At 69.6% G+C, this 24,206-nt stretch carries 23 protein-coding genes and 1 pseudogene; 10 read left to right on the top strand and 14 right to left on the bottom strand.

Going from position 1 to position 24,206, the window contains the following annotated elements:
- Positions 1-442: 442 nt before the first annotated feature.
- Complete coding sequence (locus ACWEJ6_RS47535) at positions 443-1,321, bottom strand: site-specific integrase (protein WP_452431958.1); 879 nt, start codon at positions 1,319-1,321, stop codon at positions 443-445.
- 255 nt (positions 1,322-1,576) lie between these two features.
- Here ACWEJ6_RS47535 and ACWEJ6_RS47530 point away from each other — a divergent pair, with 255 nt between their 5' ends.
- From ACWEJ6_RS47530 to ACWEJ6_RS47515, 4 genes are all read left to right on the top strand, one after another.
- Positions 1,577-1,882, top strand: coding sequence for a hypothetical protein (locus ACWEJ6_RS47530; RefSeq protein WP_452431957.1), 306 nt, complete (start codon positions 1,577-1,579; stop codon positions 1,880-1,882).
- An 862-nt stretch (positions 1,883-2,744) separates the two neighbouring features.
- Entirely contained in the window at positions 2,745-2,984 is a 240-nt protein-coding gene (locus ACWEJ6_RS47525) for a hypothetical protein (RefSeq protein WP_387683376.1), read from the top strand.
- 484 nt (positions 2,985-3,468) lie between these two features.
- Positions 3,469-3,714: a hypothetical protein gene (locus tag ACWEJ6_RS47520; RefSeq protein ID WP_357706136.1), complete on the top strand. Its 246-nt coding sequence runs from the start codon at positions 3,469-3,471 to the stop codon at positions 3,712-3,714.
- A gap of 343 nt (positions 3,715-4,057) precedes the next feature.
- Complete coding sequence (locus tag ACWEJ6_RS47515; protein WP_452431955.1) at positions 4,058-5,014, top strand: hypothetical protein; 957 nt, start codon at positions 4,058-4,060, stop codon at positions 5,012-5,014.
- A 321-nt stretch (positions 5,015-5,335) separates the two neighbouring features.
- On the opposite strand, the gene ACWEJ6_RS47510 is transcribed toward ACWEJ6_RS47515, so the two are convergent.
- From ACWEJ6_RS47510 to ACWEJ6_RS47490, 5 genes are all read right to left on the bottom strand, one after another.
- A complete protein-coding gene (locus ACWEJ6_RS47510) occupies positions 5,336-6,319 on the bottom strand; it encodes an MBL fold metallo-hydrolase (protein ID WP_452431979.1) in 984 nt (327 codons plus the stop codon).
- Between the two features lie 2 nt (positions 6,320-6,321).
- On the bottom strand, positions 6,322-6,738 hold the full coding sequence (locus tag ACWEJ6_RS47505; RefSeq protein ID WP_452431954.1) for an SRPBCC family protein: 417 nt from the start codon (positions 6,736-6,738) through the stop codon (positions 6,322-6,324).
- Complete coding sequence (locus ACWEJ6_RS47500) at positions 6,735-7,982, bottom strand: M24 family metallopeptidase (protein WP_452431953.1); 1,248 nt, start codon at positions 7,980-7,982, stop codon at positions 6,735-6,737. Before ACWEJ6_RS47500 ends, ACWEJ6_RS47505 begins: the two co-directional genes overlap by 4 nt.
- Before the next feature lie 68 nt (positions 7,983-8,050).
- Positions 8,051-10,765: an ATP-binding protein gene (locus tag ACWEJ6_RS47495; protein WP_452431952.1), complete on the bottom strand. Its 2,715-nt coding sequence runs from the start codon at positions 10,763-10,765 to the stop codon at positions 8,051-8,053.
- A 204-nt stretch (positions 10,766-10,969) separates the two neighbouring features.
- The gene (locus ACWEJ6_RS47490; RefSeq protein ID WP_452431977.1) at positions 10,970-11,659 is read right to left on the bottom strand and encodes an integrase core domain-containing protein; all 690 of its coding nucleotides are present in this window, start codon (positions 11,657-11,659) and stop codon (positions 10,970-10,972) included.
- Between the two features lie 185 nt (positions 11,660-11,844).
- On the opposite strand from ACWEJ6_RS47490, the gene ACWEJ6_RS47485 reads away from it, so the two are divergent.
- Positions 11,845-13,047 carry an FAD-dependent monooxygenase gene (locus ACWEJ6_RS47485; protein WP_452431951.1) on the top strand — a complete coding sequence of 401 codons (1,203 nt, stop codon included), beginning with the start codon at positions 11,845-11,847 and terminating at the stop codon, positions 13,045-13,047.
- Between the two features lie 224 nt (positions 13,048-13,271).
- Here the strand turns inward: ACWEJ6_RS47485 and ACWEJ6_RS47480 are convergent, their stop codons facing one another.
- The 3 genes from ACWEJ6_RS47480 to ACWEJ6_RS47470 form a co-directional block, all read right to left on the bottom strand.
- A complete protein-coding gene (locus ACWEJ6_RS47480) occupies positions 13,272-13,490 on the bottom strand; it encodes a hypothetical protein (protein WP_452431949.1) in 219 nt (72 codons plus the stop codon).
- Between the two features lie 111 nt (positions 13,491-13,601).
- The gene (locus tag ACWEJ6_RS47475; protein ID WP_452431947.1) at positions 13,602-14,513 is read right to left on the bottom strand and encodes a hypothetical protein; all 912 of its coding nucleotides are present in this window, start codon (positions 14,511-14,513) and stop codon (positions 13,602-13,604) included.
- On the bottom strand, positions 14,510-14,848 hold the full coding sequence (locus ACWEJ6_RS47470; RefSeq protein WP_387682780.1) for a PadR family transcriptional regulator: 339 nt from the start codon (positions 14,846-14,848) through the stop codon (positions 14,510-14,512). The genes ACWEJ6_RS47475 and ACWEJ6_RS47470 overlap by 4 nt, the downstream gene beginning before the upstream one ends.
- A gap of 167 nt (positions 14,849-15,015) precedes the next feature.
- Between ACWEJ6_RS47470 and ACWEJ6_RS47465 the strand changes: the two genes are divergently transcribed.
- Positions 15,016-15,237 (top strand): hypothetical protein, encoded by a 222-nt coding sequence (locus tag ACWEJ6_RS47465; protein ID WP_452431946.1) that lies wholly within the window; start codon positions 15,016-15,018, stop codon positions 15,235-15,237.
- Between the two features lie 32 nt (positions 15,238-15,269).
- Entirely contained in the window at positions 15,270-16,154 is an 885-nt protein-coding gene (locus ACWEJ6_RS47460) for an NAD(P)-dependent oxidoreductase (RefSeq protein WP_452431945.1), read from the top strand.
- Between the two features lie 106 nt (positions 16,155-16,260).
- Here ACWEJ6_RS47460 and ACWEJ6_RS47455 read toward each other — a convergent pair whose 3' ends face one another.
- A complete protein-coding gene (locus ACWEJ6_RS47455) occupies positions 16,261-17,028 on the bottom strand; it encodes an SDR family oxidoreductase (protein ID WP_452431943.1) in 768 nt (255 codons plus the stop codon).
- 180 nt (positions 17,029-17,208) lie between these two features.
- Here ACWEJ6_RS47455 and ACWEJ6_RS47450 point away from each other — a divergent pair, with 180 nt between their 5' ends.
- Complete coding sequence (locus ACWEJ6_RS47450) at positions 17,209-18,051, top strand: helix-turn-helix transcriptional regulator (RefSeq protein ID WP_452431941.1); 843 nt, start codon at positions 17,209-17,211, stop codon at positions 18,049-18,051.
- Positions 18,052-18,240: 189 nt separating this feature from the next.
- On the opposite strand, the gene ACWEJ6_RS47445 is transcribed toward ACWEJ6_RS47450, so the two are convergent.
- Together ACWEJ6_RS47445 and ACWEJ6_RS47440 are read right to left on the bottom strand one after the other, a co-directional pair.
- Positions 18,241-19,707: an alpha/beta fold hydrolase gene (locus tag ACWEJ6_RS47445; RefSeq protein WP_452431939.1), complete on the bottom strand. Its 1,467-nt coding sequence runs from the start codon at positions 19,705-19,707 to the stop codon at positions 18,241-18,243.
- A 425-nt stretch (positions 19,708-20,132) separates the two neighbouring features.
- Positions 20,133-20,435, bottom strand: coding sequence for a hypothetical protein (locus ACWEJ6_RS47440; RefSeq protein WP_452431938.1), 303 nt, complete (start codon positions 20,433-20,435; stop codon positions 20,133-20,135).
- Between the two features lie 516 nt (positions 20,436-20,951).
- On the opposite strand from ACWEJ6_RS47440, the gene ACWEJ6_RS47435 reads away from it, so the two are divergent.
- The gene (locus ACWEJ6_RS47435) at positions 20,952-21,863 is read left to right on the top strand and encodes a CPBP family intramembrane glutamic endopeptidase (RefSeq protein WP_452431936.1); all 912 of its coding nucleotides are present in this window, start codon (positions 20,952-20,954) and stop codon (positions 21,861-21,863) included.
- Between the two features lie 8 nt (positions 21,864-21,871).
- Here ACWEJ6_RS47435 and ACWEJ6_RS47430 read toward each other — a convergent pair whose 3' ends face one another.
- Both ACWEJ6_RS47430 and ACWEJ6_RS47425 read right to left on the bottom strand, forming a co-directional pair.
- A complete protein-coding gene (locus tag ACWEJ6_RS47430) occupies positions 21,872-22,561 on the bottom strand; it encodes a response regulator (protein ID WP_452431934.1) in 690 nt (229 codons plus the stop codon).
- Entirely contained in the window at positions 22,558-23,742 is a 1,185-nt protein-coding gene (locus ACWEJ6_RS47425; RefSeq protein WP_452431933.1) for a sensor histidine kinase, read from the bottom strand. Before ACWEJ6_RS47425 ends, ACWEJ6_RS47430 begins: the two co-directional genes overlap by 4 nt.
- 164 nt (positions 23,743-23,906) lie before the next feature.
- On the opposite strand from ACWEJ6_RS47425, the pseudogene ACWEJ6_RS47420 reads away from it, so the two are divergent.
- A pseudogene (locus ACWEJ6_RS47420) lies at positions 23,907-24,206 on the top strand (WD40 repeat domain-containing serine/threonine protein kinase); the annotation flags it as partial.

The following is a 24,206-nucleotide window of genomic DNA, read 5'->3' as shown; positions in this document are numbered from 1 at the left end:
CGCCCGGTCGAGGTGCGGGCGTACCCGGGGCAGCATCTTATGGCGCCGGCCGGGGGAGTGTCTGCACGCGTTGCTACATGTAGCAACGCGTGTAGCAACGCGGCTAGGTTCACCCAGGTTCACCAGGGCTCGCCAGGGCACACATTCTGAATGCCTGCTACATGGCGAACCGTGGTGAACCTCCCGCCCGGAACTTCTAATCCGACGGTCGCAGGTTCGAATCCTGCAGGGCGCGCTTTGATCATGGCCTGACCTGCGACTATGCGGGATCGGATGCATTCTAGAATTTTCGTCTAGCGGTTGCGTGCTCCGTGCGTGCTCGGTCGCACCAACCCTGCACACACCATGATCATCCGCCATCCCGGGCCGGCTCAGCAAGAACAGCGGCCCCGCCTCGCCAGGAGCAGTCAGCGAATGCGGGGCCGGATGCTTAATCCGACTGTCAGCTCCTCAGTGAGACGATTCTCCCGGTTTCGGCCTGGTCTTCCTTGCCGAACAGCAGCAGGGCGGCAGTCTCCTCGGCCGCTGCCGTGGCCACCTGCGGGTAGACGGAGGTGTAGGTGTCGGCGGTGAACGCGCTGGATGTGTGGCCCAGCGTTTCCTGCACCACTTTCATGTCCACTCCGGCGGCCAGCATGAGCGAGGCGGCGCCATGTCGGAGGTCGTTCAGCCGGATGGGTGGCAGGCCGGCCAGATAAGCCAGCCACAGGAACTGGTCGGAGACGTGCTGGGGGTGCAGGCGAGTGCCGTCAGGCTGGGTGAAAACGAACCCGCTGTCGACCCATGCCTTGCCCATGGCCAGGCGTTCCTGCCGTTGCTGCTGCCGGTGGGCGCGCAGGACTTGGGCTGTGTCGCTGTCCAGGGCGATGGTGCGTACTGAGGCGTCGGTCTTCGGGGTGCCTTCGTGGACCTGCCAGGCCAGCTGTACCAGCTGCCAGTTCACCGTCAGACTGTGGCCGTTGAGATCGACCTCCTTCCAACGCAGCGCGCATGCTTCGCCCCGCCGTAGCCCGCGCAGCGCGACCAGCTGATACAGGGCGAACAGGCGGTGGCGGCGGGCATGTTCGAGGAACAGGCGGGTCTGGGCGGGCGTCCACACCATGACAGGGGAGGGGCGGGGAGCGTTGGTGTAGGTGTCGATTGGGTTGACTCGCTGCCCGCTTCGGCGCTGCTTTTCCGCCTCCCGGTGCTGGGCGAAGTCGGCTTGCCAGGCGTGGACCCGGTCCTCGGTCCACACCAGTGGCTTGGGCCGGACGTGGGCGGGCATCTCCAGCACGGCGGCGGGGTTGAAGTCGATCAGCCGGTCCTGGCGCATGGCCATGTTGAGCGCGTGGCGGAGTGTCGTCAGATTTGCGAGGCTGCTGCACCGCCCATGCTCCGGTCAGGCGCGCGGTCGCATCGGCTTGCTCGAGGGGCTCGTGTTGGCAGAACTGTAGGGCGCCGAGCATTCCGACCCGCTGACATCCGCCACAACCTCGCCTACTGCAAACAACAGGCAGAGGAGGCATAGGGCGGACAGAACCACCTGATCGGCCGTGATGAGGCACTGGCCGGCCTGCATGATCGCCTCGCCGACGTGCCGACCTTGCCGTGCTGGATAACGGTCCATGGCCTGGGTGGCATCGGCAAGACCAGTCTGGTAATCGAATTTAGTCACTGCTACCTGCACGAACACCAGCTGGCATGGCATCTGCCTGCCGAGGACCCCACCGCACTGTCGGCCGCCTTCGCCGACCTGGCCTCCCACATCAGCGGGCGGCAGGACGACGGCGCCGATCCAGTCCACCAGGTGCATACGGAGACCTTCACGCCGGCCGCGATGGCGCGGATGGATTCCCCGCGCTCGCGGCGAGTGAGGATCGCGGCACGCTTGTCGTCGTAGACCACCGGGGGGCGGCCGCCGACCCGGCCGCGGCGGCGGGCCGCCTCCAGGCCATTCTTGGTCTTGCGGACGACGTCGCGGCGCCGGTCCTCCGACAGGGCCAAGGGCCAGGTCGAGGATCAGGGCCCTCCGCTCGGGTCGGTGTCATAGGCCGCAAAGTAGAGGCGTATCCCGAGGTCAGGACGTCGTACCGGTGCCTGTCGGAATCCACGTACCGAACCGTTCACCGACGTTGATTCTCGACACGGGTTTTCGACGCTCACCACCTGCGACCTCGCGGCTTTCGGCGCGAGTGTCGACAGACGAGGGTCTGTCGACACTCACAAGCGGTTACAGAGAGCTACTTTGCACTTCATGGCGCCGACCCGAGCGCCGGGCCCAGTCAGCCGGTATGGGCCTGCGGCACAGCTCGCCAAACACGTGGAAGACGAGCCGCCCTCAGCCCTTGCCCTCCCGTCTCGGGCCGTTCGGCCCCACTCAAGCAACCCCTTCCTGCCGCAAAGTGTATGACTGACTACCGAGAGTGTTCGAGGGTGTGGTGTCGGCGGCTGCCGGCCGTCCGGTCCCGGCCGGCCGGCTGGTGGTCGAGTCTGGACGAGCCTGTCCGAGTCACTGTTGGACACCTCGGCTTCATGGCTTTGCTGACTCGCATGGCGCCCAACCGGGCTCCGATACCAGTCATAGTTCCGGAAGCTCAGCCGCTGGATGCCAGCGGATGGAGAGAGGGGTTCATGTGCGTTCCCACCTACGCGCGACCATGGTCGTGGCGGCTTTCGCCGCGCTAGCCACAGGTGTCTTGGCGGCTCCGGCCGCCGCTGACGGTGTACGGACCGATCGGGCGGGTGACTCCGGTGCGGCCCGCATGGTCGGTGAGTGCACCGATCCGGGATTCGTCGGCGCCATCCGCTTCCGCAACCCGCTGGGGCTGTACGACGTGGACTGCATCCGGCCCGAGAGCGTCCGCTATCCCGGGCCGGTCTTCGTCACCCACTGCAAGCCCACCAACGGCGGGCGGCTCAACCTGCACATGCCCGGCGGCGAGGTGCTCGAATGTCCCGCCACCGTCTACCGGGACGCCATCGGGTACAGCGCCTGGGCCTGACCGGGCTCCATGCCGCCCCACCCGCCAGGCATGGGAGGCGCTCCTGGTGCTGCCCAAGGCGGGCGCCACCCTGAAGTTCTGGAAGTCCGACCGGTGGGGCCGCTCAGCGGGGCACGTGCTGACCACGGTCAACGAGCTGCGCGACTGCGGCATCACCGTGTCGCTGACGGAGAACTTTGATCTGGCCTCCAAAGGAGGGCTGTTTCACGTTCGCGGTCTTGGCCGCGACCGGAGCCGTCGAGGTCCTCGCCCTCAACGTCGAGGACCTCGACCTGGAGCACTGGCACGCCCTGTCCGCTCCAAGGGCCGCTCGCGCAGGTAGTCGATACTTTCGGCGATGTCTGCGGCATTCCGGCAAAGGTGCGGTGAGCGCCCGGCGCCGTCAGAGGCGATTCCAGGCAGCGCTGTAACGACAATGACACTCTAAGTAGCTGAACGGATGAAGCGCGTCGCTCTTAAAGAGCGACAGTTAAGGGGAACCGACATGCGAAAGATCATCGCCGTCGCCGCTGCCGTCGTCGCGGTGGCCGGAGGGCTTGCCGTAGGAAGTGCCGCGCACGCCGACGGGTGGGAAGGTCCGATCGATTCCTGGACCAGGTGGCCCATCGAGCGCGCCTATGCCATCTGCGACAGCACCGGCAGGATCGGTGTGCAGAACGGCGTCTACCGCACCTACAAGTGCGAAGAGGACGGCTTCTTCACCGTCTACCTGTACGTGCACCGCCGATAGGGGCGCGCCCGACTCGTCGTCGGCCTGCCCCGAAACGGGCGGGGACGGGACAACGCTGGGCCAAGAACAGCGGTCCGTGCGTGCGCGCGCTGCCGTCGGGCAGGCGCAGCAGCCGGGGCAGCAGGTGGGCGGTGCCGGAGTCCCAGTAGACCCATTGGACGGCGCCGCTCGCCCGCGAGGTGCCGGCCAAGGACTTCCAGCACACTGCAGGAAACCGAGACGCTGCAGGGGTCCACAACCCCAGCCGCCCGGGGTCGGACTTCAGCTCCAGCAGGAACCCGTCCTCACCCGTGGCCAGCTCCCACAGCGACCGCACCGAATCCGCCGACAACCCGTTCAGCACATGCAGACAGAACTCCCGCTCGAACCGAGCCCGGCCCGCACCCACGATCCGATCCACCCGCCCCGGCGGCTCGATCTTCAACGTCCGGCAGCGCCTCAGCAGGCCGTCGCCGTCAGCCCCGACGACGCCCACATCGCCGGCGCACGCGGAGACGTGTACGGTTCCGCCGTGGCGCTGTACGACGCGACGACCACCACGCGGACCTACACGAACGCCGACCCCAACCTCGCGGTGCTCCCGGGTACCCTCGCCTTCTCGGGCAACGACCTCTTCGGCGTGGCGAGGCATCAGCTCACCGGAGAGCTCTACCTCTGGCGCATGCAGGGCGTCACCTCGCCGGAATCCACCTTGGCCATGACGGCTCCCTCAGACGCGAAAGTGGACGAACCGCTGACCATCGCCGGTCGGCTCGCTCTGCCCGATGGCACCGCTCCCGGCGCTCAGCCGCTGTCCGTCACCCGCCGCCTGCCCGACGGCGCCACCACGCGGCTCCCCGCTGTGACCACCGCGGAGGATGGCGGCTTCACCGTCACCGACACCTCGCGCATCGGCGGGGCGATCCAGTACGACGTGGTCTGGGACGGCGACTCCGACTACCGGTGGACCACTGCCTCCGTGACCGTCACGGTGGCCAGGCGCGAGTCGGCGCTCACGCTCTCCGGGCCGAAGAAGGGCGACGTGGGCAAGGAGCTCGAGTTCAGGGGCGCGTTGGAGGTCGGCGGGCGCGGTCCTGTCGCCGGGACCAAATTGGAGGTGCTGCGGACGGTCTCCGACGCCACCGGCACCGTCACCACCCGGCTGCGGACGTTGAGCCTGGCCCCCGACCGGTCGTTCCGGTTCGTCGACACGCCGACGAGCGGGGGGCAGTACACGTACACCGTCGAGTTCGCGGGCGACTACGCGACCCTGCCCACCCAGGTCAGCCACGATGTCGCTGTCAGGGACGGGCAAGGATAGCCGGTGTGTCATCCATGGCGCTGCGGCCGCGTCCGAAGAGCCCGGACGCGATTGTCACCGTCAGTAAACGGACGCTGCTTGACGTGGGATGCCCGGCGGAGGGCGCCAGGCTGCTGCGCGAGGTCGAGGAGGCCCGCGCCGTGGGCGTTCCTGTGGAAGGGACGGGTCCACGAAATGGTCGGCCGTCCGGTCCGACCACGAACGTCGCGATGTGCCGGCGTTGAAGATGCCTGGGCGGGATGGGGACGGTGCGGGGCTGCTTCATGTCCCGATGCTTCGGACCGCGCTCGCCGTGGGCCGGCCCCGAATCGGTGAACCGCTCTATCCGGCGGACGCCTCCATCGTGTAGAGGCGGTAGGTGGTCAGGATGTTGAGCCTGTGCAGGTTGCGGCACAGGTGCAGCATCGCGTCCTGAGCCTGGGGCGGCCCGAGGGCGGAGGCGAGCGCCGGGTCGAGGCGTTCGGCCCACGGATCTGTGCAGGTCCGGGTGGTCTCCTCCAAGGTGCGGCCCTGCCGCGTCGCGGTGTGGACCTCCTCGTGGAGCCGTTCGAGGTAGGAGATCAGGGCATCGATGGCCCGGTGGCCGTCGCCGGCGGGGCCGTGGCCGGGCACGATGGTCCGCATCTCGGGCAGCGCCGCCTTCATGGCACGCAGCGTGGCGAGGTACGGCGCGGGTCCGCCCTGCAGCAGCATGTGGGCGATGCCGGCGTGGCACAGCAGGTTGCCGGTCCACGCCGTCCTGACGTCGGGCACGTAGACCACGGTGTCGCCTGGGCCGTTGCCGGGCCCGAAGTGCCACAGCTCAACCGTCCGGCCGCCCAGGTCGACCTCGGCGAAGGAGTCGAAGACGACATCGGGAAGTCGCCAGGTGGTCACCGCGTCGAAGAGGGCCTCGTCGCCGTACATGTTGCCCGATCTGACCTGCTTCTCGAAGCCGAGGTCGGTCATGTTGTCGCGGTTGGCGCGGGAGGAGATGATCACGGTGTCGGCGGGGAAAGCCATGTTCCCGAACGTGTGATCACCGTGGTAGGTCGTGTTGACCAGGTAGCGCAGCGGCCGGTCGGTCAGCTCGGCGGCCAGCGACTGGATCGTGCGCGACACGTCAGGGGTGATGCCGGCGTCGACCACCAGCGCGGCGTCCCGTCCGGCGATGAGCCCGTTGTTGTCCTTGGGCGCCGGGACGGCCATCAGCGCGTGGACGCCGTCGGCGAGCTTCCTTGGGACGAGCTCCAGACCGACCGGCGACAGGTTGGGACCGTTGTAGGCGGCGGGCCGCTCGGCGATCTCCCGCTCGGGGATGTGCATGCTCACAGCAGCGTCCCCAATCGCTCGAAGAGCTGCGGCACCTGCTTGCCGAGCTGGGTGCGCACCAGGTGCTCGGCCATCTTCGGCACCCCCTCCAGCTCCAGCCGGAACTCCACCCGGCAGCCGCCGTCGACGTCGCTGACTCGGTACGCCTGGCTCACCCCCGGCTTGGCCTGCGGCGGGGTGTGCAGCGTGAGCGATTCACCCGGCACGTAGCCGGCTACCGTCAGGCCGATCTCGGTGCGGCGGCCCATCACCTTGCGTACCTGCTCGACGTGGACGCCGTCACGCAGCGGCCCGTCCGCCCGCGACTCCAGGACGTCGGCCTGCCATTCGGGGAAACGCGCGGGGTCGGACAGGACGGCGAAGACAGCGGCGGCGGGACGCGCGTACGTCGTGGTGTGGTCGATGGTGATCACGGCCGGCTCCTCAGCAGCTGGGCGGTCAGCGGGTTCAGTTCGATGGGGTCGTCCTCGCCGATGACGACGGTGCCGCCCAGGTTGGTCAGGCGGTCGCCGATGACGGCGTTGGGTTCGAAGGCGAAGGTCATGCCGGGGGCGAGGGGCAGTTCGCCGCCCATCGTCGGCACCTCGAACAGCCGTCCGTAGCGGGCGGCCTCGGGCAGGCGGCGAAGCCCGGCGCCGAACCCGCACACCGGCCCCATGGGGTTGAGCGTGTGCACCAGCGGGTGCACGTTCCAGGCTCCGGCCTCCTCCAGCGGCGCGCGCATCGCCTCGACCAGGTCGCCGAAGGTGTTGCCGGGACGGGCGGCGGCCAGCCCGGCCTCGTAGGCGGCGCGGGCGACCTTGGCGCCCACCTCGATGTCGGGATGGACCTCGCCGACGGCGATGGCGACCTGGTGCTGGGTCTCCTTCATGCCGAACCGGCAGAACACCTCCGCCATGATCACGTCGCCGTCCTCGATGACGCGCGGCGCCTGCGGCCGGTAGGACCAGGCCGGCGGGCCCCATGAGATGAACCCGGGCCCGGAGGAGATCAGCATGTCGGGAGCCGCCAGCCCGCGGCGGAAAGCGGCCGTCATGCCCGCGGCGTACACGTCGGCCTCGCTGGCGCCTGGCCGGGCCGCCTCGGCCATCGCCTCGGCCATGGCGTCACCGGTGGCGGCGGAGTGGCGGACGACGGCCAGCTCCTCTTCCGACTGGCAGATGGTGGCGAACAGGTAGCTGAGCCCGACCGGCTGGAACTCCACGCCGGGCAACTCGGCCAGCACCTGGTTCCACAGGCCGTGCGGCATGATCGGGTTGATGTGGAAGGGCGGGTAGGGGTCCAGACCGAGCACGCCGACCTTCCCGCTCTCCAGGCGGTGCTCGCGCAGGACCTCCACCACCCCGGCCGCGTGCTTGGCGACGCGGATGCGCTCGGGCGGGATCCACAGCTCCTCGCCGCGGCGCAGCGCCTGGATGTGGTCGGCGACCGGCAGGGTCGACCAGGTCAGTTCGATCGGGTCGGCGTCACGGCAGAAGATGACGATCGCGCCGGGGCGGTCGTTGGTGAAGTAGACGTCCGGCGCGAAGGGCGCGAGGTCCGCGCACTCGTGCTCGCCGTAGGCGATGAGCGCCTGCACGTCCTCAGCTTCCATGATCTCCCGTGCGAGTGCCCAGCGGCGGTCGCGCTCGGCGAGGGAGTAGGTGGGAACGTTCATGGAGGAGACGCTACGAAGGGTCGCCCTGACGTCGCTTCCGTCATCCTGCTGGAGCCGCCGCGGCTCGCTTAGGTCATCGGGCCCAACGCGGCCAGTTCACCGCGCGAGGAGACGCCCAGCTTGGGGAAGGCTTTGTACAGGTGGTAGGCGACCGTGCGCGGGCTGAGGAACAACTGAGCGCCGATCTCCCGGTTCGACGCGCCGGTGACGGCCAGCCGTACCACTTGGAGCTCTTGCGGGGTGAGCGTGGCCAGCGGGTCGTCGGCCCTGACGCGGCGGGCCGGCGAGGCGCCGGTGGCGCGCAGCTCCGCGGCCGCGCGGGCGGACCACGGGGAGGCGTCCAGGCGGTCGAAGGCCTCCATCGCTGTCTCGAGCTGCATGCGGGCCTCGGCGCGCCGCCGCTGGCGGCGCAACCACTCGCCGTACACCAGGCGGGTCCTGGCCTGGTCGAAGGGCTGCTCGTGCCGGCCGTGCACGGCGAGCGCACGCTCGTAGAGGCCCGCGGCCTGATCGTCGGAGGCCAGCAGGGCTCGTGCCCGATGCAGTACGGCGAGCGGACCGGGTTGCCCGACGCCCTCGGCCCAGGCCGCGTAGCGTCGCAGGACCGGTTCGGCGCGTCGCGGCGTGCCCGCCCTGACGGCCGCCTCGATGTAGTCCGGCCAGGCATACCTCCAGATGAACGCGTGCCGCGAGGTGCCCTCCGTCACCCTGTCCAGCCGGTCGAGCACCGCCTTGTTGCGACCCAGTCCGAGGTCGAGGATCACGCGCCCGTACTCGGCCCACGTGCCCGCCGGCAGCCAGGACCTGTCGTCGGCGTGCCGCAAGGCCTCGGCGGTGCACGCGGCCCACTCCTCCTCCATGCCCGCCACCCCGTACAGCCAGGCTTGGACGCCTCCCAGGTAGCCGCGCCAGAACGGCTGGCCGACGTCGGCGGCCAGGTTCAGCCCCTCGGCCACCGTGGCACGCGCCGGCCGGTGACGCCCGTCGATCAGCTGGGCGATGGCGAGGACCGTCATGGCCTGGGGGAGGCGGCCCAGGCGCCCCTGTGCCCGGCACTCCTCGACCAGGGCGGTCGCGCCGGTGAGCATCTCGTCGCGTTCCGCGCGGACTATCGCGTGGTAGGTGATGACCATGCGAACCTCGAACGGCACGGCCGTCAGCTCTCCCATACCGTCGGGGAAGGCCGGTACGGGGGTGGTGTCCCCTTCCAGGATCATGCGGAAGCCACGGTTGATCGCGCCCACCGCGGCGGCGAGCCCGCCACCGTCGGGTGTCAGCTCCTCGGTGCGACGGGTCAGGGCGATCTGATCGGGGTGGGGCGCGCTGGTCCAGACGTAGAAGCCGGCGAGGCCGAGCAGCGAGAGCATCGTGGAGGGATCCGCCGTCTCGGCGCCTTCCTGCAGCAGCCGGGCGGCCTCGAGCGGCCTGTCGGCCTCGAATGCGAGCTGTGCCCGCACCCGGGCGAGTTCGGCCAGGACCGATCGGTCCAGCGTGGACGAGCCCGCCTGCCGCAGCGCCGCGGCGACCAGCTCGGCCGCCCGCCGGCTCAGCCCCGCCTCGGCGGCCGCCCCGGCGGCGGTCGTCCACCGGCGTACGGCGTGGGCCGGGTCGGCGGACAGCTCGGCCGCCCGCGCGTAGGCTGCCGAGACCGTCGCCTGCCCGCCGCGCTGCCGGGCGCGCAGCGCCACGCTCTCCAGCTCTCCGGCCACGCCCTCGTCCGGTCGCAGGGTGACGGCCGCCAGGTGCCAGGCGCGCCGGTCGTCGTCGACCGCATGTGCCAGGGCCCGATGTGCGGTCATCCGGGCGGCGATGTCGCAGGCGAGCAGGACCGCTGTGCGTACGAGTGGATGACGGAAGACGACACCGGCCGCGCTGACCTGGACCAGTCCGGCTCGCTCCGCCGGCGCGAAGTCCGCCAGCGAGGCGTCGAGCCGGCCGAGTGCGGCGGCGAGAACCTTCAGCTCGCCGCGGTCGTCCAGGGCCGCGGTGAGCAGGCAGGAGCGAGTGGCGGCGGGGAGAGCGGCGATCCGGGTGCGGAAGCTGGCGAGCACGCGGTCCGTCACCGGCTCCACCGGCCCGAGGGAGAAGGCCAGGGGGGTGAAGGCGCCCGCCCGTTGCTCGGGACTGAGCATGCGGGGCAGCTCGATCAGGGCCAGCGGGTTGCCCTGCGCCTCGGCGACGAGTTGATCGCGGACGGCGAGCGGCAGGTCCGCCGCCTGCTCGGCCAGCAGATGCCCCGCCGTGTCGGCGTCGAGCTTGTCCAGCCGGAGCTCGGGCAGCCCCCCACCGGGGAAGGCACCGCCGTCCTCCCGCGCCGCGAACAGAACGACGACGGGCTCGATGTGCAGGCGACGCGCGGCGAACACCAGGGCGTCGGCGGATTCGCTGTCCAGCCACTGCGCGTCGTCGACCAGGCAGACCAGGGGTTCCTCCGCGGACAACTCCACGAGGAGGCTGAGTGTCGCCAGGCCGACGAGGAAGCGGTCTCCTCGGGGCGCCTCACCGAGGCCGAGCGCGCCCAGCAACGCCTCCGCCTGCTGCCTGGGCAGCGCGCCGACGCCGTCGAGTACGGGGCGCAACAGCAGATGCAGGGCGGCGAAGGGCAACTCGGCCTCCGACTCGACCCCGGCGACTCGTAGCACACGCCCGGGCGTCCGCCGGGCGGCGTACTCCAGAAGGGCCGTCTTGCCGATGCCGGCCTCGCCGCGCACCACCAGAGCGCCGCCCGGTCCGTCGAGCATCTGGTCGATCCGGGCCTGTTCCGCCTGACGGCCGTGCAACATGAAGATCCTCAGCAGTCACGGCGCATCCACTCGATCGCCAGAGGTGCACGACCTTCCCCTGCGCCCAATCCGATCATATGGGCTTTCAGCGGGCATAGTCGGACTCGCCGCTCGGTCATCGTGGAGTGTGACCTGCCGGTACTTTGCACGTGGTCGGGACGGATCGGAGCACCGCGGGGTGGAGCCTCACGACAGACCGTCGAATCAGCCGGGGGCAAGGCTCGCGGAGCGAGGGTCTCGGGCGCCGGCATGGATCACGACCATCGTGAAGTGGGCCGGTTCTGGGCCTCGGCTGCTGTAGGCGCGCGGGCGGTCGCCTCGTATACGGAGTGCGTCTCCCGCGGCGAGTTGGAAGTGTGCCCCGCCGACGGTGACCGCGACGCTGCCCGAGTGGAGTTGCAACAGTTCTCGGGGCCGGGCGGATGCGCGGGCGTGGAGATCTTGTCGCCGGCAGGCAGCCGGAACTCCCGAAGCTCGGTGAAAGGCGGCCGGCTGTCGTTGATCAGGAGCCTGGCGCGGCCTTCGGAGCGAACCACGGCGTCGGCGGCACGGGACACGCGGCCAAGCCGCTTGTGGGTGTTCGTGGAGGACGCCGCCGAGCCGGTCTCGCCGACGTACGTTCAGCTCGATGATTGGCTCGGAGCCCGTGATCGGATCGGGGACGCTGCGCAGCGGGGCGGGCTGGTTCAGGGCTTGATGTGCTCGGTGCTGGTTGTAGAAGTGTTCGTAGTCGCGCAAGGTGTGCCGAAGGTGGCGTTCGTTCCAGATCAGGCAGCAGTCGAGAAGCTCGTGCCGGCACGACTGGGCCCACCGCTCCGTGATCGAGTTGTTCCGAGGCATCCGAATACCGGTGAGCACCCTCGTGATGCCGCCTTCGGCGAGGACCTCGTTCATGAGCACCGGGAACTTCCCATCCCGATCTCGGATCAGGAAGCGCGCCCGGCAGCCCGCGTCGTTCAGATCCGTCACCCGATTCCTGATCACCTGGATGACCCGGCTCGCGCTCGGGTGAGCGAGCTGACTCGGGTCCGGCGTGGCGTAGCGCGGCCGATAGCGTACCGTGCGCGTATAACTACTCTGTGCCAAATGAAGTGCAGAAGGTAATTTGTGTCGGCGGCGGGCCCGCCGGCCTGTATTTCGCGATCCTGATGAAGCTGCGCGATCCTTCGTGTGACATATCCGTTTTCGAGCGCGATCCGGCGGGTTCGACGTACGGCTGGGGCGTGACGTACTGGGGCAGCCTGCTCGACCGGCTGTACGCGAGCGATCCCGAGTCGGGCCGCGCCATCGGCGAGGTGTCCGTGCGGTGGCATGACGGGATGGCCCTCGTCGGCGGCCGCACCACCACGCACCGCGGCGACGAGGGCTTCGGCATCGGCCGCCACCGGCTGCTCGGCATCCTGGCCGACCGGGCGATCGCACTCGGCGTGCGGGTGGAGTTCGAGCGCGAGATCCTCGGCGAGGTCCCGGACGCCGACCTGGTGGTGGCCGCCGACGGGGTGAACAGCCCGCTGCGCGGCCGCCACGACTTCGGCACCGAGGTCGCCACTGGGGGCAACACCTACATCTGGCTCGGGACCACCAAGGTCTTCGACGCCTTCACCTTCGCCTTCGTGGAGACCGAGCACGGCTGGATCTGGTGCTACGGCTACCCCTTCGACGACGAGCGCAGCACCTGCGTGATCGAGTGCGCGCCCGCCACGTGGCACGGGCTCGGGCTCGACCGCGCCGACGAGGCGGGCAACCTGGAGCTGCTGGACAAGCTGTTCGCCGACCTGCTCGACGGGCACCGGCTCGTCGGGCGCGGGCAGGGCGTCGCGCAGTGGCTGCGCTTTCAGACCGTGACGAACCGCTCCTGGCACCGCGGCAACCTCGTCCTGCTCGGCGACGCCGCGCACACCACGCACTACTCCATCGGCGCCGGGACCACGCTCGCGATCGAGGACGCCATCGCGCTGGCCGGCGCGATCGAGCGCCACTCCGCCCTGGCGCCCGCGCTCGCGGCCTACGAGCGGGAGCGCAAGGCCGCGCTGTTGCCGGTCCAGAGCGCCGCCCGCCACAGCGCGCGGTTCTACGAGGACCTGCCGCGCTACCTGCGCCTGGAGCCCGCGCAGATGTTCGCGCTGCTCGGCCAGCGGCACTCGCCGCTGCTGTCGTACCTGCCGCCGCGGCTGTACCACCGGCTCGACCGGGCGGCGAGCCGGCTGGAGACGCTGCGCAAGATCAAGCGCTGGGCCGGGCACCGGATCGCCGGGTCGTCACTGCAGTCGTTGTCGCGCTGACGGGGTCGGCGCAGGTCGCGGACAGAGCGCCCGATGACGGAGTGGACCCTGCCGCCCACTCCCGAGGCCGAGCTGCGTGGCAGGCCCGGACCAGGGAGGACCGTCTGGGCAGGCCGCCGAACTGGCCGACATTCGCTCGCGGAGATCTGCCCGGCTGCCATCATGCAGATCAAGCACCCTGTGACGCCGTACAACGTCCAGCGTTGACTGACCAGCTGGCGGTGTCAGGCCGGCAAGGTGCCCGGCGTCACGATGCGATGGAGGCGAGGCTGCGTGGGCAGTCGTCGCGCCAGTGCGGCCGACAGCGCGGTCGGCCAGTCTGTTCGTGGCCGGGCGACCTGACGACACAGGACGGCGACCTCATGACGCAGCAGCAAAATCTCTACGTCCTTGGAGGTGTCGCCCTGCGTGAGTAGCGTCAACCAGCCGAACGACCGGACCATCAGCAGATACGGCAGGCGTAGAACACGAGTGCCGCGGATGGAAGGGCGGGCCAGATGTCATGCACAGGTTTCGGCGCCGCCCACGCAACGGCGCCCGCCCCGAGTGGTGTGCTATTTCGGCGGTGGTGGTTTGCGCTTGGTCTTGATGCCCAACCGTTTCCTGAGCCACTTCACACTCCCGTGAAAGGCTGGGATGACCGGTAACGCCAGAACCGCGGACCCCCACCCTTGTTGGATGTACACGTTGCTGATCGCCAGAACGAGCAGAGGGCCGAGAACGCCCCACGTGCGGAGATGGCTCGTGAGCGTCCAGTACATGAAGATCTGAATGCGGCGCATCAGAAAGGCGTGCGGTCTGAGAGCAAATCGAAGTTGGGCCACTTTCCCGAGTTGCCGCAGCGCGTATTTCAGCTGAACGAACTGGCCGGTGCGGGCCTTGGCCAGAAAATGCAGTTCCGCACGCCATTCCTCCAGGTAGCGGTCCCGGGCCGCGGACGGCAGAAGGCGCGCCTGTAGTTGGAGCAAACGTAGAGCTGGAGAGGCGAGCTGTTTCAGTTCCCGCCGGTCAGTTGGCTGAGCCGAAAGCTTGTGCGCCAGGGTCAGGGAGGCATCGAGGTTCAGGTTGAGCTTGCGGGTATCGTCTCGCCCGCTGTCGAGGTGGTAGGAGGAGTCGCCATGCATGGTCAGACTCAACGACTGAGCCAGCAAGACTGCGTGCGAGGCCGCTCTTTCCAGATAGACGGTGAGCCGACTGTCGAGTTCCAAAGGCAGTGACCTCTGCATCGTGCAACGTAGTGCGCGTGCGAGCAGGATGGACTGACCAAGAAGCTCCTTGAGCGTGCCAGAGCTTTCATCCCCCTGTTTGAAGAGGTTGATCTCGATGTAGGCGCCAACGTCTGAGTAGTACGTCAGGTCTCGGAGGAGTTCACGCGCATACGTATAGGCAGACGAGTCCTCTGCCTGTTCAACATATGCCCCCAGCGCGCCGATGTTGTGAGAAGGAGTGACGTCGCCATCGGTCATGCCAGGTCACCGAGATGCCGGGGCTGACTCATCGAGCCTGATTTCGCGATCTTGGCCTGGGCTTGCGCCAAGGCGATACGTGCTTGTTCGGCGCCGTCAGTGGTGAGCTTGTAATAGCGACGGCGCGGCCGGCCGACCTCATGGGGATCCACATCCTCGAAATGGCTTTCGAGCCATCCGACGTGCTCGAAGCGGGCGAGAATGGGATGGATGGTGCCGGGTTGAAGTCCAGCGGCGGCGCAGATCTCCAGCCCGTACATCTCGCGTGTCGGCACCTGAAGGAGAGCCCGAAGAACCAATTGGGTCGGTACCGTCATCCGAGGAGTTGCACCCATGCAGGAACTCTAACTAGGGGTGAGCGGCTAGGTACTCCCTTTTCGGCAATTCACGTTCGCCGGCCATCACGCACGGCACCAACTGCCCATCACTCTCGATCGTGTGTGGTGCCTCAACTCGGACACTGCTGCTGAGCTGCGCGTTTGCCGGATGATCAGGCTGCTCTGTGGTACTCGTGCTCGGCATCGCGATCGCCTCGTCGGTCGCCTTCGCCTCCACGACGGGCGCCGACGCCGAGGGCCTGAACGACGGGTTCCAGGCGGGCTTCCTGGCCACCGCCGTCTTCGCGCTGGCCGGGCTGGCGACAGCGCTGCTCCTGCTGCTGCACCGGGACAGGAAGACGTCCGCACAGAGCACCGGCAAGCACTCGGTGCCCGTTCACCACTGACCCGACCACCACACATCACCAAGGAGCGCGCAATGACAGACGACAACGTGACCGTCATCGGGCTGGGCTCGATGGGTGCGGCCATCGCCGAGGCCTTCATCAGGGCGGGACACCCCACGACGGTGTGGAACCGTACGTCGCGCAAGGCCGCACTCCTCGCCACCAGGGGCGCGATCCACGCGGAGGCGATCGAGGACGCCGTGGCCGCGAGCCCGTTGATCATCACCTGCCTGACCACGTACGAAGACACCCGTCAGATCCTGCAGCCGGTCGCCGCCGCCCTGTCGGGGCGCACCCTGGTCACCCTGAACAGCGGGTCCCCGGCCGGCGCCAGGGAGACGGCCGCCTGGGCCGGCTCCCACGGGGCCCGCTACCTCGACGGCGCGGTCAAGAACGTGCCCGCCGCCGTGGGGGCGCCGGACACCCTGATCTACTACAGCGGGGACAAGGCCGTCTTCGACGCCTGCGCGCCGACGCTGACGACACTGGGCGGTGACACCGTCCACCTGGGCGACGAGGTCGACCTGGCCGCCCTGTACGAGATGGCGGTGGGCGCCCTCCTGCTGCCCACGCTCGTCGGCTTCTTCCAGGGCGCCGCCGCCCTTCGGGCGCGCGGGCTGGACGCGGGCAGCATGGTGCGCTTCACCGGCAAGTGGCTGGACATGATCAAGTCCCTGCTCCCGGTGTACGCCAGGGAGATCGACAGCGGTGACTACAGCGACGCCGCCTCCTCCGTGAACCTGTTCCTGGCCGGAGCGGCCCACGACGAAGACCTCGCGCGGGAGACGAACGTCGACGTGGCATGGCTCGGCCCGCTGAACGACCTGCTGAGGCGAGCCGCCGAGGCCGGCCACGGCGACCACAGCATCGCAGCTCTCACCGAGGTGCTCGGCAGGCCGGCCTCACCCTCCGGCTGAGGAGGGGAGGGGCGCCGCATCCACTCCCTCGTGCAGTCGCGGCCGCCCACGGGAGCTTTTCGTCCGAACGAGTGCCATCGCGACAAGCCGGTCTCGGCGGCGGCGGTCAGCTGGGCTGGCCGGTAGGCATGATGGTGACCTGCTGGAGGTTCGCCCGCGGTGGCAGACTCGCGATGAACCCGACGGTCTGCGCGACATCCTGCGGCGTGAGCCACTCCATCGTCTCCTTGGAGCCCTCCAGCCACGCCCGCGCGCCCTCGTCGGTGACGTGACTCTGCAGCTCGGTGCCGACGATCCCCGGCTCGATCGCCGAGACCCGTACGTTCTTGGCCCCCAGCTCGGCCCGCAGGTGCCGGGACAGATGAGTGACGTACGCCTTGGTCGCGGAGTAGACGGCGAAGTTCGGGAAGATGTTCTGCGCCGCTATGGAGGAGGTGTTGATCAGGTCGGCCACGCCGCGCGTACCTGCTGCCTCGACCAGCTGGGGGACGAACGCGCCGATCACGTTCATCAGGCCCGTGATGTTGAGGTCGATCTGGCGCTGCCACTGATCGGCGGTCAGCTCCTCGATGGGGGCGGGCAGCATGACGCCCGCGTTGTTCAGCACCAGGTCGGCCCCGCCCAGCTCGGCCGCGACCCGTTCGGCGGCGGCCCGTGCCGCCGCCGCGTCGGTGACGTCGGCCGCCAGCGCCGAAGCCTGGCCGCCGGCCTCACCGATCCGGGCGACGAGGTCGTCCAGCCGTTCCGCACGCCGCGCCACGACGACCACACGTGCGCCCAGTGCGGCCAGTCGCTCGGCCGAGGCCTCGCCGATCCCGCTCGACGCGCCGGTGACGACGGCCACGCGGCCGGCGAGAGGGGTTGCTGCGTTCATGGTGCAAGCCTTCCGAGTCGTCCGCGGCCCATCGCCGCGGTCCCTCACCAGCACACCAGTCCACGTCCCCTTCTCGGGGTGCCCGAACGGGCCCTGCCCGGGCAGGTATCCGCGAGGCAGGTACTGGCAGGGCCACCTCCGTGCACCTGGCCGCTCGCCCGTCCCCGCACACTGGAGGACATGGACCGCAGTCGCGAACTCGCCGACTTCCTGCGCTCACGCCGTGCCCGGATCACCCCGGACCAGGCCGGGCTGCCCGCCGACGGCCGCGCGCGTCGCGTGTCCGGCCTGCGCCGCGGCGAGGTCGCCAGGCTGGCCGGAGTCAGCACCGAGTACTACACCCGGCTCGAACAGGGCCGCGCCGGTCACCCCTCGCCCGAGGTCGTCGAGGCGCTCGCGCGGGCCCTTCAGCTCGACCCCGCCGAACGCGAGCATCTCACCGACCTGCTGGCTCGCCCTGCCCGTCACGCCCCCGTCAGCCCCCAGCGGGTCAGGCCCGGCCTCCACCTGATGCTCCAGACCCTCCATGACGTGCCCGCCTTCATCCTCGGCCGCCGTACGGACGTCCTGGCCGCCAACCGCCTGGCCCGTGAGGTGCTGACCGATTTCGAGGCCCTTGCCGTGCCTCAGCGCAACCTGGCCCGCTACTACCTGCTCGACCCCGAGGCCCGAATCCGTACCGGCGACTGGGAACGCGTCGCCGCGGAAACCGTTGCCATGCTCCGCCTGGAAGCCGGTCGCCATCCCCAGGATCGCCGGCTCGCCGACCTCGTCGGCGAGCTCACCCTGCGCTCGCCGGAGTTCAGCTCCTGGTGGAACGACCACCGCGTGCTGCGCCGCACGCACGGCACCAAGCACTATCGCCATCCCCTCGTCGGCGAGCTGCACTTCCACTACGAGTCCTTCCAGCCTCCGGGCGACCCCGACCAGACCTTGTGCGTCTACAACGTCGAGCCGGGCTCCCCGACCGCGCAGGCGCTCCGGCTCCTCAGCAGCTGGGTGGCGCCCACCGCCGCACCTTGACGGAGCAACCCGATCGGACGGGCCACCACGCAGAGATCGAAGACGGCGTTCGCCGCGCTCGTACCCCCGTCACGCGTCGTCAGGGCTCGGCACCGCCTGACGGGCAATGGGTGCTGGGACGGTACGACCTACCCTCGGAAGGGACAGCGATTGTCCCCGACGCCACCCTGACCTGGCTCTGGGCGTTGATCATTCGGCGGGGCAGACTGTGCCCGGGGCTGGGAGTGTCAGGTCGGTCAGGTACCTGGTGGCGTGCCGGATCGGGCACTTCTTGCCTGACAGGTACATGACGTGACCAGGTCCGTCGTAGGCGACGGTCACCGACCCCGGGATCATGCTGGTGAAGCTCTTGGTCGAGGTGTAGTCGAACCACGTGGTGCCCACTCCCAGGAAGGGCGGCAGCCCCCGCGTGAGCAGCGGGCGGGATGGATTGGCGACCGGCAGTGGCCAGCCTGTGCAGCCGAGCGCGTCGATGGCCGCTCCAGCGTACTCAGGTGCGATCTTCCGCGCTTTCCTGCGGAAGTCCTCAAGCTGGGCATAGCTGGTGTATCCGCGGTCGTCCCCGCAGCTCATCACCTGTGCCCCGGGCGTTGCCGAATGCCGCGCGTTGAAGAGCGCCTGATCGGCGAACCCTGACCCGTCTCCGCTCCGCGCCTTGTCCACCGCGGCCGCGAAGGTCAGCCAGTTGGCGTTCTCCGGCCCTGGGTCGAGGGGGAGGGTGGATGTCAACAGCCATCCGGTGAGCTTCCCCTCGCCGTACTGGGACGAGGTGACCGAGATCGGATGGCGATCGGCATCCCGCAGGAGCCTGCGCCACACCGCCTCGGCGTCCTGGCCGTGCAGCGCGCAGGCGGGGGTCTCCGCGCACCAGTCGGCGAACCTGGTGAACATCCGCTGCATGACCGGCAGGCCCAGCAGCCGCTGCGCGGGCCAGCCCTCGGTCTGGTTGTTCACTCCATCGAGGTACATGGCCCGGATGTGCTGGGGAAACAGCCGGGCATACGCGGCGGCCGCGGTCCCGCCGATGCCGCTGGCCATGAAGCTGAGCCGCTCTTCGCCCAGCGCCTCGCGGATCGCCTCGGTGTCCCTGGCGATCGACAAGGCATCCAGGTGCGCGAACAGCCCCGTCGTGTCCGCCTTCTGGCACTCCTTGAACGCGTCGTTCATCGCCGCGGCCAGCGCCGCGAGCTCCTTCGCATTGCGCGGATCATGCGGGGACACCCCCGGCTGCGTGCATGCCTGGGGTAGGTGCGTGATCCACGTGGTGGTACGCGTGTTGTAGCCGACCAGATCGAACGTGCGCCGCAGCTCGGTGAGATCCGCCGCGGAACGGGTCAGGTCCTGGATCCCGTAACCGCTGGAGATGCCCAGGACGCTGCCGAGCCGGCGTGACGGCTCAGTGGCCGGCAACCGGGCCAGCTCCAGCGTGATCTTCCGTCCCTCCGGCCTTGCCCAGTCCGCGGGGACATCGATCGCAGCGCACTGCATGCCCGCGGGTACGCCCTCGCTCTCGCAGTCCTGCCATCTCAGCGGTCCGTCGATCCCGGAGGCCGACGCCGCCGGGGCCGTGCCGATCAGCATCGCCGCGGCTACGGCGATGACCGGCCACCTGCCCCTACGGCGTTCACCAGGGTTCCGTGCGCGTATCGTGATCATGATTCCAGCGTGCCGTCGCGGGCGGGCGATTTCTTCCTGCCTTGAGACGGTCCAGCAGCGAACGATCTAGGACCCCGGTCCTAAGCTCCAGGGTGAACCAAGGCCACGTAGGCGGTGATCGCGGCTCGCGCGCATAGGCAGTCGTGGCAGGACCCCTCGGTGGTGGATCACCTGTCCGCTTCGAAATTCACCCGTCTTGCCCGTACTGCCGCATCTTCAAAGCGGTACAAGCAGGACGAGGGCTTCTCTCCCGCCGCCACGACCCTCATCCTCCACGCGGTGACCCTGCTGCGCGTCGGTCACCTGGCCCGGCCGGCTCACTGGTGGTCCTCGCCGCCTGCGTCCTGAGCGCGCAGACCCTCGTCCGCGAACGCGCCCACCTCCCAGCCGGCGCAGGACTGACGCCGTTCAACGGGCTTCCGGTGTCAGGCCGGCGGGACGTGGGCGCACTGCGACGCGACCACGGTGACGTTGGCATACGCGGCCGTCGGGCACAGGAACGTCTTGGGAGGCGAGGGCACCCCGGACCGGAGCGTGACGTAGGCCGGTTCCGTGCCCGACGCCGGTCCCGTGCAGCCGCCGGCAAGGATGTCGATCCCTCCGCGGTAGGGGTTGGGCGACCAGAAGCCCTGGGCGCAGTCGTACACACGCTCCTGGGCCGCGGCCGCCGTCGCGGGCAGGAGCGCTGCCGCGACGAGGGCGAGGACGAGCGTTCGGACGGGCCGCATGATGCTCCCTTCACGGAGGCGGTTCCGTTCAAGAAACTAGGCAGCCCGGTCAAGAGTTGCCCATAGGCATCTGTCACCGGTTCGTGTGCGCTTCTCCCAGATCCGCTCACGTAGTTCGGCGAAGCGGTCAGGGTCATGCCGCCGCGCTGCTGGACGCCATCCCCGCTCTGGGACCGGTCGGCGTCAGCTGCTTATCATGTCGGCCGCCGACGCCCCTCTCGACGTGGTACGTCGCTTGCGTGGACGGTGCGCTGGGGTGAGCATTTCCGTGTGGGCTGTTCTTGAGTGCTCTCAGGAGTGGCTTACACGCCCTGGACGTCGCGGGTTCGGCCGGCGTCGGCGGCCTTCAGCCGGTCGCTGCCGGTGCGCGGGCCGGCGAGGCGGGGGGCGGTTCCTGATCCCTCGTGAGAGCTACCGCTGTGTCCGTTCCAGGGGGATGGCATGCCCGGCTCCGATCCCTAGCCTCACTTGAGCCGCGGAAGACACCGCGGACATCTGATCGAAAGGATCGCGATCGTGGCGCCCCCTGAGCATCCGAGAATTGAGCATCCGAGAACCACCCCTTCGCACACCGGTTCGGCCACGGCCCGTGACCGGTTGCGCAGGTTCCGGTTCCCCGTCCTGCTGGTCGCGTTGTTCGGTGTGATGTCGGTGACGACCGGGATCAACCAACTCGTCTCGCCCGTACCGATCCTCGCCCTGCCGGTGGGGGTCGGCCTGGCCATCATCGCCGTCATCTGCTACCGCTGGTTGTGCAGGGTCGTCGAGCTGCGTCCGGACGTCCCCGAACTCGGGAAGACGCGGCGATGGTCCCAGCTGTGGCGCGGGATGTTGCTCGGGTCGGGCCTGTTCGCCGGGCTGATGGCGCTGATCGCGGTGTTCGGTGGCTGGCAGGAGCTGTCCTGGGGTTCCTTCGGCGGCTTCCTCGGCACCGCAGGGCTGATGGCCGGCGTCGCCGTGACCGAAGAACTGCTGTTTCGCGGGGTGGTGTTCCGCATCATGGAGGAACGTGCCGGCACTGTGATCGCCCTGGTCGTGTCCATGCTGCTGTTCGGTGCGATGCACCTGGTCAACGGCAACGCCACCCTGTGGGGCGTGTTCGCGATCGCCTTGACGGGCGGAGCCATGCTGGCCGCCGCCTACGTCGCCACCCGCTCGCTGTGGCTGCCCATCGGCCTGCACTTCGCCTGGAACTTCGCCCAAGCCGGGATCTTCGGTGTCACGGTCTCCGGATCGGCCGCGCCGCCCGAGGGCCTGCTGAACGTCACGCTGTCCGGCCCGACCGCGCTGACCGGCGGCGTCTTCGGCCCTGAGGCCAGCCTTTTCGCGCTGCTGGTCTGCTTGGTGCCCACGATTCTCCTGCTGCGGCGGGCCGCCCGCGCCGGCCGGATCCGGCCTCGGCCGCACCGCGCCGAGCCCTCCGCCTGACCGCCGTGTCACCCCTGATCGGCGGCCACCAGTCCCACCCGGTAGGCGAGCACGACCGCCTGTACACGGTCGCGCAGGTCGAGTTTGGTCAGGATCCGCGACACGTACGTCTTGACGGTCTCGATGCTGATGGACAGTCGTGTGGCGATCTCCGCGTTGGACAGGCCCCCGGCGAGCTGTTCGAGTACTTCCAGCTCCCGCTGGGTCAGCGCCCGCACGACCTCCTGCAGGGCCGGGCGGGCGGAGTCGGTGGGGCGCAGGCGCTCGGCGAAGTGGCCGATGAGGGCCCGGGTGACGGCGGGCGCGAGCAGGGAGTCGCCGCGCGCGACGGTGCGTACGCCGTCCACCAGTTCCTTCGGCCGCGCGTCTTTGAGCAGGAAGCCGCTGGCGCCTGCCCTGAGTGCTTCGTAGGCGTACTCGTCGACGTTGAACGTGGTCACCACCAGTACCTTCACCGGAGCGGCGACGCCTGGACCGGCCAGTCGCCTGGTGACCTCGATGCCGTCCAGGACGGGCATCCGGATGTCCATCACGACGACGTCCGGCAGCAGCCGCCGGGCGGCCTCGAGCGCCGCGCGGCCGTCCGCGGCGTCCCCGACGACCTCCATGTCGGGCTGGGCGGAGAAGATCGTGGTGTAGCCGGTGCGCACCAGCTCATGGTCCTCACAGATGAGCACCCGGATCGGCGTACTGGTCATGCGGTGCTCCTGAAGGGGATGAGGGCCCGGACGGTGAACCCGCCCCCGGGCCGGGCGCCGGCGGTCAGCTCACCGTTCAGCATCTGGACGCGGCGGCGCAGCCCGTCCAGCCCTCGCCCCCCGGACGGCACGGCGGGACCTTCCACCAGAGCGGACCCGTCGGTGGTCACCTCGATGTCGATGTGGCCGGCGCGGTGGTGGACCGCGACCCTGGTGGGCCGGCCGGTCGCGTGCTTGATGGCGTTCGTGAGGGCTTCCTGAACCACCCGATACGCGGCCAGCTCGACGTCGACGGGTTGAGGAAGGCGCTCGCCGTGTTCGGTCAGTTCGACGGGCTGGCCGGAGACGCGGGCCTGTTCGACCAGGTCGGCGATACTGCCGAGGCCCGGCGTACGGTCCGTGAGCGCGTCGTCGCCGGTCGCCTCCAGCACGCCGAGCAGATGCCGGAGCTCCGTCAGCGCCCGCCGGCCGGTGTCGCTGATGGCGGCCAGCCCTTGCCCTGCGCGTTCCGGTGCGGTGCCGACCAGGAACTGTGCGGCGTCGGCCTGCACCACGATGGCGGTCACGTGATGGGTGACCACGTCGTGCAGCTCACGGGCGATGCGGGCGCGTTCGTCGGCGCCGGCCGCCAGCGCGCCGAGCCGCCGCCGTTCGGCCTCCTCGGCCCGCCACCGGCGCATCCCGGCTCCGGCCATCCAGATCACGACCAGAACCAGGTAGAAGGCGACGAAGTCCGGGATCCGGTTGGGGGATCCCAGCCGGCTCAGGACGATCGCGAGTGCGGCGTAGCCGGCGCTCACCGCCGCCGCGAGCGTGCGACGGTGCCGGGACTGTTGGGCTCCGGCCGTATACAGGGCCAGGTAGAAGCCGACGCTGGCGAACGTCGGCGGACAGCAGAGCGCCTGATGAACGGCGAAGGCGGCGCCGATGACGGCCAGGCATGCCGCCGGGTGACGGCTGCGGAACGCCAGCGGCGCCGATTGCGCCACGGTCAGCACCACCGCCAAGGCGTCGGCCGGTCGCTTCGGCAGGTCACTGAGCTGGGCTCCGATGACGGACAGCGTCGGTACGAAGGCCAGCGCAGTGAGCGTCGCCGCGAGCGCGCCGTCCTTGACCAAGGACGGCTGGGCTCTCCACCAGGCCGGCCATGAGCGGACGGCCAGGGGAACGCGCGCGAACACCGGTGTAGTCTAACGGCCCGCTGCCCGTACCCGCGGTACTCAGGACCTGGCCGACGGCGATGACGGACGGGCGCACCTGCAAGGCGGTCACCGGGATCCTGTTGGCCCCTCTTTTGGGATCATCGACACCGACCGGCGATGATCTCGACGAGGAATGAGTCACCATGACCGACCCCCTACGCGACGGCGACCCGGCTCACATCGGCTCCTACCGGCTGCACGCAAGGCTCGGTGGAGGCGGGATGGGAGAGGTGTTCCTGGGCCGCTCCCCGGGCGGGCGCCTGGTCGCCGTCAAAGTGGTGCGCCCGGAGCTGGCCGGCAACAGCGACTTCCGGCGCCGCTTCACCTCCGAGGTGGACGCCGCCCGCAAGGTCGGCGGGTTCTACACCGCCCAGGTCGTGGACGCCGACACCGACGCCGTCCGGCCGTGGCTGGCCACCGCCTACATCCCCGGCCCCTCCCTG

This window comes from Nonomuraea sp. NPDC004702, assembly GCF_053601695.1.
The sequence above is the reverse complement of the archived record's forward strand: the minus strand, read 5'-3'. Positions and strand labels throughout refer to the sequence as shown.